Genomic DNA, 6,155 nt, shown 5'->3' with positions numbered 1-6,155 from the left:
GATATCAACATGGAGGTCTTTCCCGGCCAGGTCGTCGGCCTGATGGGGCCGAGCGGTTCGGGCAAGACCACGCTGCTCAACTGCATGGCCTGCATCCTGGAGCCGAGCGGCGGCCGGCTCACGCTCGACGGCGAAGCCGTCTATGACGACCAATGGCTCAAGGCAGATCTGCGTCGGTTGCGGCTCGACAAGATTGGCTTCATTTTCCAGTATCCCAATCTACTGCCGTTCCTCGATGCCACCGACAACGTGGCCGTGGTGCTCCACCTTGCGGGATTTAGCGCCGCGGCAGCGCATAAGCACGCCGTCGAGTTGCTCGATTACCTCGAGGTCGGCCACCGCAAGCACGCGATGCCCGCGCAACTGTCCGGCGGCGAGGCCCAGCGGGTGGCCATCGCCCGCGCGCTCGCCAATCGACCGCGCATCATCCTCGCCGACGAACCGACCGCGCCGCTCGATTCGGTTCGCGCCCGCATCGTGATGGACTTGCTGCGGCGGATCGCGATCGACCAGAGCGCAGCCATTATCGTCGTCACCCACGACGAGATGATCCTGGACCGGTTCGATCACATATTCCGGCTGCGCGACGGCCGGCTTGAGACCGCGACCGACGAACTTTCGCGATCCCCTGTCGGGGCCATATGACTAGTCACCCACGCGCCGCAGCGTGCCGAGATGATTGTCGTCGAGAAACTCTATGGTCATGGCCGACGCCTTGCCGTTGGGACCGACGGCAAAGCCTACGGCCGACGGCCTGTCCGGCGTCTCGGCATCCGGGAAGGTCAGGAAGAGGTCGGCGTCGAAATGCGTCAATGAATAGGACCGGGCACCGGCCGGCCCGACCTTGAGCACAAGAACATCCCCCGCGCGCGACACGACCGCATCGCCGATGAAGTCGTTGGAGTAACGGCCTGCATAGGCACTGGCCGGCCCGGCTGGCCTTGTCGGAGACGGTGGCGCGGCATAGGTGGCCTTGGCCGCCGCGACCGCCGGTCCGAACAGACCCGCATAGGTATCATCCCATGCCTTGATCCAATCCTTCTCGACCGTTCCGTCGAAGACGAGATCGGCGAAGCTGTCGGACAGCCCTTCCGGTACGCCTGTCGAAAAGGCGTTGGCGACGATCACGATGCCAATCTTCTCCTCCGGAAAAAGTGTCACCAGCGTGCGCGCGCCGACGCTGAACGCGCCGGCATGACCCCAGCTCAGACCGTGCCGGCCGAATTCGACATTCCAGCCGAGGCCGTAGAAGGACTCGCCGCCGGAGACGGGGTTCTTGCCGCGCGTCATCAGCGGAACATGCGTCTGGTCCAGCGCATCGGCTTCAATGAGGGGCTTGCCGGCATAGACCCCATTGCCGAGTACGAGGCGCACCCATTGCGAGAGATCGCGTACTGTGGAGCTGACACCGCCTGCGGGCGCCTGCGCATCCGGATCGCGCTTTACCTTCGCGGCCCAGATTCCGTCGATCTTGACGTGCAGCGCGGCGCGATTGGCGTGCTTGATGAAGTCCGCATGACGGGAGCTGGTCGAGGTCATTCCAAGCGGACGGTAGAGCTTCTCCTCGGCGATCTCCTCCCAGGGCTTGCCCGTCCGCTTCGCGGCCGCGACGGCACCCTCGGTCAGTCCGAAATTACTGTAGGAGTAGCCGGCACGAAAGCTCGACGATGGCGACACGAACCGCAGGCGACGCAGGATCTCCGCACGGTCGTAGCCGATATCCTCGAGGTCGTCTCCGGCCGTGCCCGGAAGCCCGCTGCGGTGCGAAAACAGGTCGCGGAGCGTGAGTTCGCGGGTCGGATAGGGCTCGGCGAGACGGAAGGCCGGATCGAGATCGGCGATCTTCGAATCCCAGGACACAATCCCCTTGCCGACCAGCGCCGCAACGATAGTGGCGGAGACCGGCTTGGAGAGGGAGGCGATCTGGAACACCGTGTCGGCGTCGACGGCCTCCGGCTTGCCGACCTCGCGATGCCCGAACCCCACGAGGAAGATCACCTCGTCGCCGTGCACGACCCCGATGGCGAGACCGGGTACGCCACCGTCCGCGACGGCGCCTTCGGCGAGCAATTCGAGTTTCGACAGGGCCGCAGTGATCCGGTCGGGCGTGATGGTTTCGGCCGACGCCGCCTTCGGCGAAAGCACCATGACGGCGATGAAGGCCCACATCCCCCAACGGCGGAAATTCCGACCCAGCCCCACGCTCGAGCTCCTCCCCCTGCAAGCATTGGCCATACTACAGGCCGGCGCAGGGAAGGCCAACCCTCGCCTGCGCGATAGCGCGAAGTCCGCAGTGCAACCAAACGGCCGTTCCCGGGAGCCAGCCGGTCAACGGTATCGAACCGACCACCGCTCGGCGGCGACGACCGTCATGAAGAACCCGATCGACAACAGGGATGAGAGCACGATGGCGGAATAGAGCCGGTCGGACTGATAGTTGAAGGTCGCCTGGATGATCAGCGCGCCGAGACCTTTGTCGGAGCCGATCCATTCGCCGACGATCGCGCCGATCACCGCGGTTGCCGAGGCGATCCGCAGCGAAGCGAAAAGCATCGGCAGCGCGCGCGGCAGGCGCAGGCGCCAGAACACTTCCCAACGCGTCGCCGACAGCACGCGGAACAGCTCGTGCTCGCTGGCGCTCGCCGATTCCAGCCCCCGGATCATGTTGATGAGCGTTGGGAAGAAACAGATCACCGCCGCGATCACGATCTTGGGCAGCATGCCGAGGCCGAAGATCAGGATGATGACAGGGGCCAGCGCAAGAACCGGGATCGTGTTGAAGAACAGCACGACCGGAAAATAGGCAGCCTGAAGCGTACGGCTGTGCACGAAGGCGACCGCCAGCAGCACCGCGGCGAGGTTCCCGAGCACGAAGCCGGAGAGCGCCTCTATGGCCGTCGGCCAGAGGTTCGACAGGAGAAGCGATCCGTTCCTGGCAAACACGCCCGCTATCGCGGTCGGCGTCGGAACGATGTAAGCCGGCACGCCTGCGAGCGGCAGCAGGACCTGCCATGCGAGAATGAGCGAGCCGGCACCGAGGATCGGCAGCACGGTCTGTGCGGACGGCGAAAGCAGGCCCCGGTTCACGAGGCCGCTCCAAGGGCGGAGCGCGTCCTGGCCATTGCCGCGACGATCGCCGGATCCTCGCGCGAGCATCTGTTGTCCGGCCCCTTCAGCGGACGAAGGTCGTGGTCGGCGACGATCCGCCCCGGATGCGCCGCAAGCACGATCACGCGCTGCCCGAGATAGACGGCTTCGGCAATGGAATGGGTGACGAAAAGCACGGTCGTTCCGGTCCGCCGCCAAAGGTTCAGCAGTTCGTCGTTGAGCCGATCGCGGGTGATCTCGTCAAGCGCGCCAAAGGGCTCGTCCATCAGGAGCAGGCGCGGCTCGCCAAGCAGCGCCCGGGCGATCGCCAGCCTTTGGCGTTGTCCGCCGGAAAGCTGATGCGGCAGCCGCTCACTGAGCGCCGACAGGCCGACGAGTTCGAGCAGCTCGTCGGCCCGGTCGTCAATCATGCGCGACAGGCTGCGGCGGCCCACCTGGATCGGCAGCCGCACATTCTCGCGCGCCGTGCGCCACGGCAAAAGGGTCGCGTCCTGGAAGACAAAGCCGACGCCGCGACCGGAGCGCACCGCCGACGGCGTTTCGCCCATCACGCGTATCGTGCCCGCGAGTGGCGCCAAAAGGTCGGCGACAACCCGCAGAAACGTCGACTTTCCGCACCCCGAGGGCCCGAGGATCGACAGGAACGTCCCGGCCTCGACCGTCAGGTCGAGACCGGAGATCACCGTCACTGGCGAGCGCCGGCCGGGATAGCCGACGTCGAGCCCGGAGGTCTCGATGGCCGGCGCGGCCATCAGGCGGCGGGCGCGCCGAGCTTCGGCCGTTCAGCCGCGCTGAGTTCGAGAATCTCAGTCGTATGGACGTCCTCGGCCTTCGGCCTGCCGTTCGGATACTGGCCGATCTGGTCGAGCAGCGCGATCTGGCTCTCGATCGAGGCTGGATCGAACGTGCCCCATCCATCCTTTTTCGTGTTGTCGTCGAACGACAGTTTCAGCACCAGGGGGATCGTCTTCTTTTCCCAGCCTGCGTCGATCTCGGGATAGGCGGCGACGAGCTTGTCGACCGCCTGCTCGGGATTGGCGTGGACCCAGCCCCACCCCTTTGCGACCGCGCCGATGAATTTCGCCAAGGTCTCGGAATCGGAGTCGATGGCGCTGTCGGTCGCGAAGTAGACGTCGGCATAGGAAGCCAGGCCCAGCTCCGACAACAGAAGATCGATGCGGTCATCGCCGACGACGCTGAGCGCCTGCGTGTTGGTGATCCAGCCGCCGATCGCATCCACGTCGCCACGCACCAGCGGCGCCTTGTCGAACCCGACATTGACGATGGTGACCTCGGAAGGGTCGATCTTGTTCTTCGCCAGCATCGCGTCGATGGCGAAGCGCGCGGTCGGCTGCGTGCCGATCCGCATGCCCTTCAGGTCCGCCACCGACCGGATCGGCTTCGCCGGTTTCGAGGTCAGCGCATAGGGCCCGGTGCGATAGCCGCAGGCGATGATCTTCACCGGAACGCCGCTCGCCCGCGCGGCATAGAGTTGAGGCGATTCGGAGAATTGGCCGAGCTGGGCGGCACCGGACACCACCGGCGGCACGGTGGCGGCGTTCGGTCCGCCGGGGCTGAACTCGACTTCGAGCCCGGCTTCCCCAAAGTAGCCATTGGCGACGGCTGCCACGTCGCCGATCTGACCGTTCGACATCAGCCAGTCATACTGCACGACGATCTTGGCGGCAGCCGAGGCGCTGGCGCCGAACAGCTGAAGTCCCGGCCCGAAAGCCGCCAGGCTGGCGGCGCCGGCCTTCAGGACCGATCTGCGATTCCACTGCGATGTGTTCCCACTCATCTTCTTGCTCCATTGTTGGACTGTTTGGATGCGGCGCGGCCCTTCTTGCGAGGCCGTCGCGATCGGAATCACTCTTGCGTGTCGTGATAGTCGCCCGGTCCCGCGCCGGTCCAGGCGTAGAGCTCCCACAGCGTCCCGTCCGGGTCGTGGAAGTAGGCGCAGCGCGCGTTCCAGACATAGTCGCCGGGCGGCCCGACGAACGGCACTCCCTTCTCCGACAGTTCGGCGTAGAGCCGGTCGACCTCGCCGGCGCTTTCGAGCTCCATGGCAACGCATGCCTTGTGCGCCTGCTTCGGCGAGCGGACATTCGAGACGCCGCAGTGGCGACTGATGTGATCCAGTTCCCATGCGGCGAGCGTCACGCGCTCGGAATGAAAATCGACAAAGCCCTCGGCGCGGCGTCTGATCCGGTAGCCGAGCTTGTGCGTGTAGAAGTCGATGGTGCGGTCGATATCCTCCACAAGGAGGCAGATATCGGTGATTGCCTTGGTCTGCCCGAGCGACATGGTCATTTGCCTCGATTGATCTTCGCGGTGAGTTCGACGCCCACGCGCGATGCGGCGCCATCGATATGCCGGCGCATCGCCTCGCCGGCAGCCTGCGGGTCATGCGTGGCGAGCGCGTCGTAGATCCGCACGTGCTCGGCGACGTTGACCTCGACCAGGTCATGGAGCGGGTTTGTGAGGCGGGCATAGTGGATCGACTGGCGGATCTGCTCACAGACGAAGGAAATGAAGGTGTAGATGTAGCTATTGCCCGTGGCCCGGGCGATCGCCCTATGGAAAAGCAAATCGGCCTCGATGCTGCCGTCCTCCCAGCGCTCCTCGCCACCCATGCGGTCCAGCGCGGCCTTGATCGCGTCAAGATCGTCGGGCGTGCAGCGCGCCGCGGCCAGTGTGGCGGATTCGGTCTCCAGGATGCTGCGCAGCTCGAAGAGCTGCTCCATGTTGCGCTGGTCTTTCAGCGCTTCGCGGTCGATCCGGATGGCCGTCCGTTGTTCCGGCGCCATGACGAATGCGCCCACGCCCTGACGCGCCTCGATCATGCCATCGGCGCGAAGCTGCGCGATCGCTTCCCTGACGACATTGCGGCTGACGCCGAATTTGTCGGCGAGCTGGCTTTCGGTGGGAAGCCGGGCTCCCGGGATGATGTCGCCGCCTTCGATCTCGCGGCTCAGATGCGAGGCGACGCGATGCGGAAGCGCCTCCACGCTGCCTATGATGGACGAACGCTGCTTCATGCGGCTTCC

7 protein-coding genes are annotated in these 6,155 nt (G+C 65.4%); 1 reads left to right on the top strand and 6 read right to left on the bottom strand.

The window, feature by feature from the left end; all coding sequences use genetic code 11:
• Positions 1-645, top strand: a 645-nt coding sequence (locus IQ26_RS33870) for an ABC transporter ATP-binding protein (protein WP_145722743.1), incomplete at its 5' end; no start/stop codon positions are given.
• Here IQ26_RS33870 and IQ26_RS33865 read toward each other — a convergent pair.
• The 6 genes from IQ26_RS33865 to IQ26_RS33840 form a co-directional block, all read right to left on the bottom strand.
• Positions 646-2,202 (bottom strand): serine hydrolase, encoded by a 1,557-nt coding sequence (locus tag IQ26_RS33865; RefSeq protein ID WP_145722742.1) that lies wholly within the window; start codon positions 2,200-2,202, stop codon positions 646-648.
• Positions 2,203-2,328: 126 nt separating this feature from the next.
• Positions 2,329-3,087: an ABC transporter permease gene (locus IQ26_RS33860; RefSeq protein WP_240547379.1), complete on the bottom strand. Its 759-nt coding sequence runs from the start codon at positions 3,085-3,087 to the stop codon at positions 2,329-2,331.
• Positions 3,084-3,860 carry an ABC transporter ATP-binding protein gene (locus IQ26_RS33855; RefSeq protein ID WP_407660265.1) on the bottom strand — a complete coding sequence of 259 codons (777 nt, stop codon included), beginning with the start codon at positions 3,858-3,860 and terminating at the stop codon, positions 3,084-3,086. Before IQ26_RS33855 ends, IQ26_RS33860 begins: the two co-directional genes overlap by 4 nt.
• Complete coding sequence (locus tag IQ26_RS33850; protein WP_145722739.1) at positions 3,860-4,906, bottom strand: ABC transporter substrate-binding protein; 1,047 nt, start codon at positions 4,904-4,906, stop codon at positions 3,860-3,862. The genes IQ26_RS33855 and IQ26_RS33850 overlap by 1 nt, the downstream gene beginning before the upstream one ends.
• Before the next feature lie 68 nt (positions 4,907-4,974).
• Positions 4,975-5,412: a VOC family protein gene (locus IQ26_RS33845; protein ID WP_407660264.1), complete on the bottom strand. Its 438-nt coding sequence runs from the start codon at positions 5,410-5,412 to the stop codon at positions 4,975-4,977.
• A 2-nt stretch (positions 5,413-5,414) separates the two neighbouring features.
• Positions 5,415-6,146, bottom strand: coding sequence for a FadR/GntR family transcriptional regulator (locus IQ26_RS33840; protein WP_145722737.1), 732 nt, complete (start codon positions 6,144-6,146; stop codon positions 5,415-5,417).
• Positions 6,147-6,155 lie beyond the last annotated feature (9 nt).

The sequence above is a fragment of the Mesorhizobium tianshanense genome, from assembly GCF_007830515.1.
GTDB classification, from domain to species: domain Bacteria; phylum Pseudomonadota; class Alphaproteobacteria; order Rhizobiales; family Rhizobiaceae; genus Mesorhizobium; species Mesorhizobium tianshanense.
The sequence above is the reverse complement of the archived record's forward strand: the minus strand, read 5'-3'. Positions and strand labels throughout refer to the sequence as shown.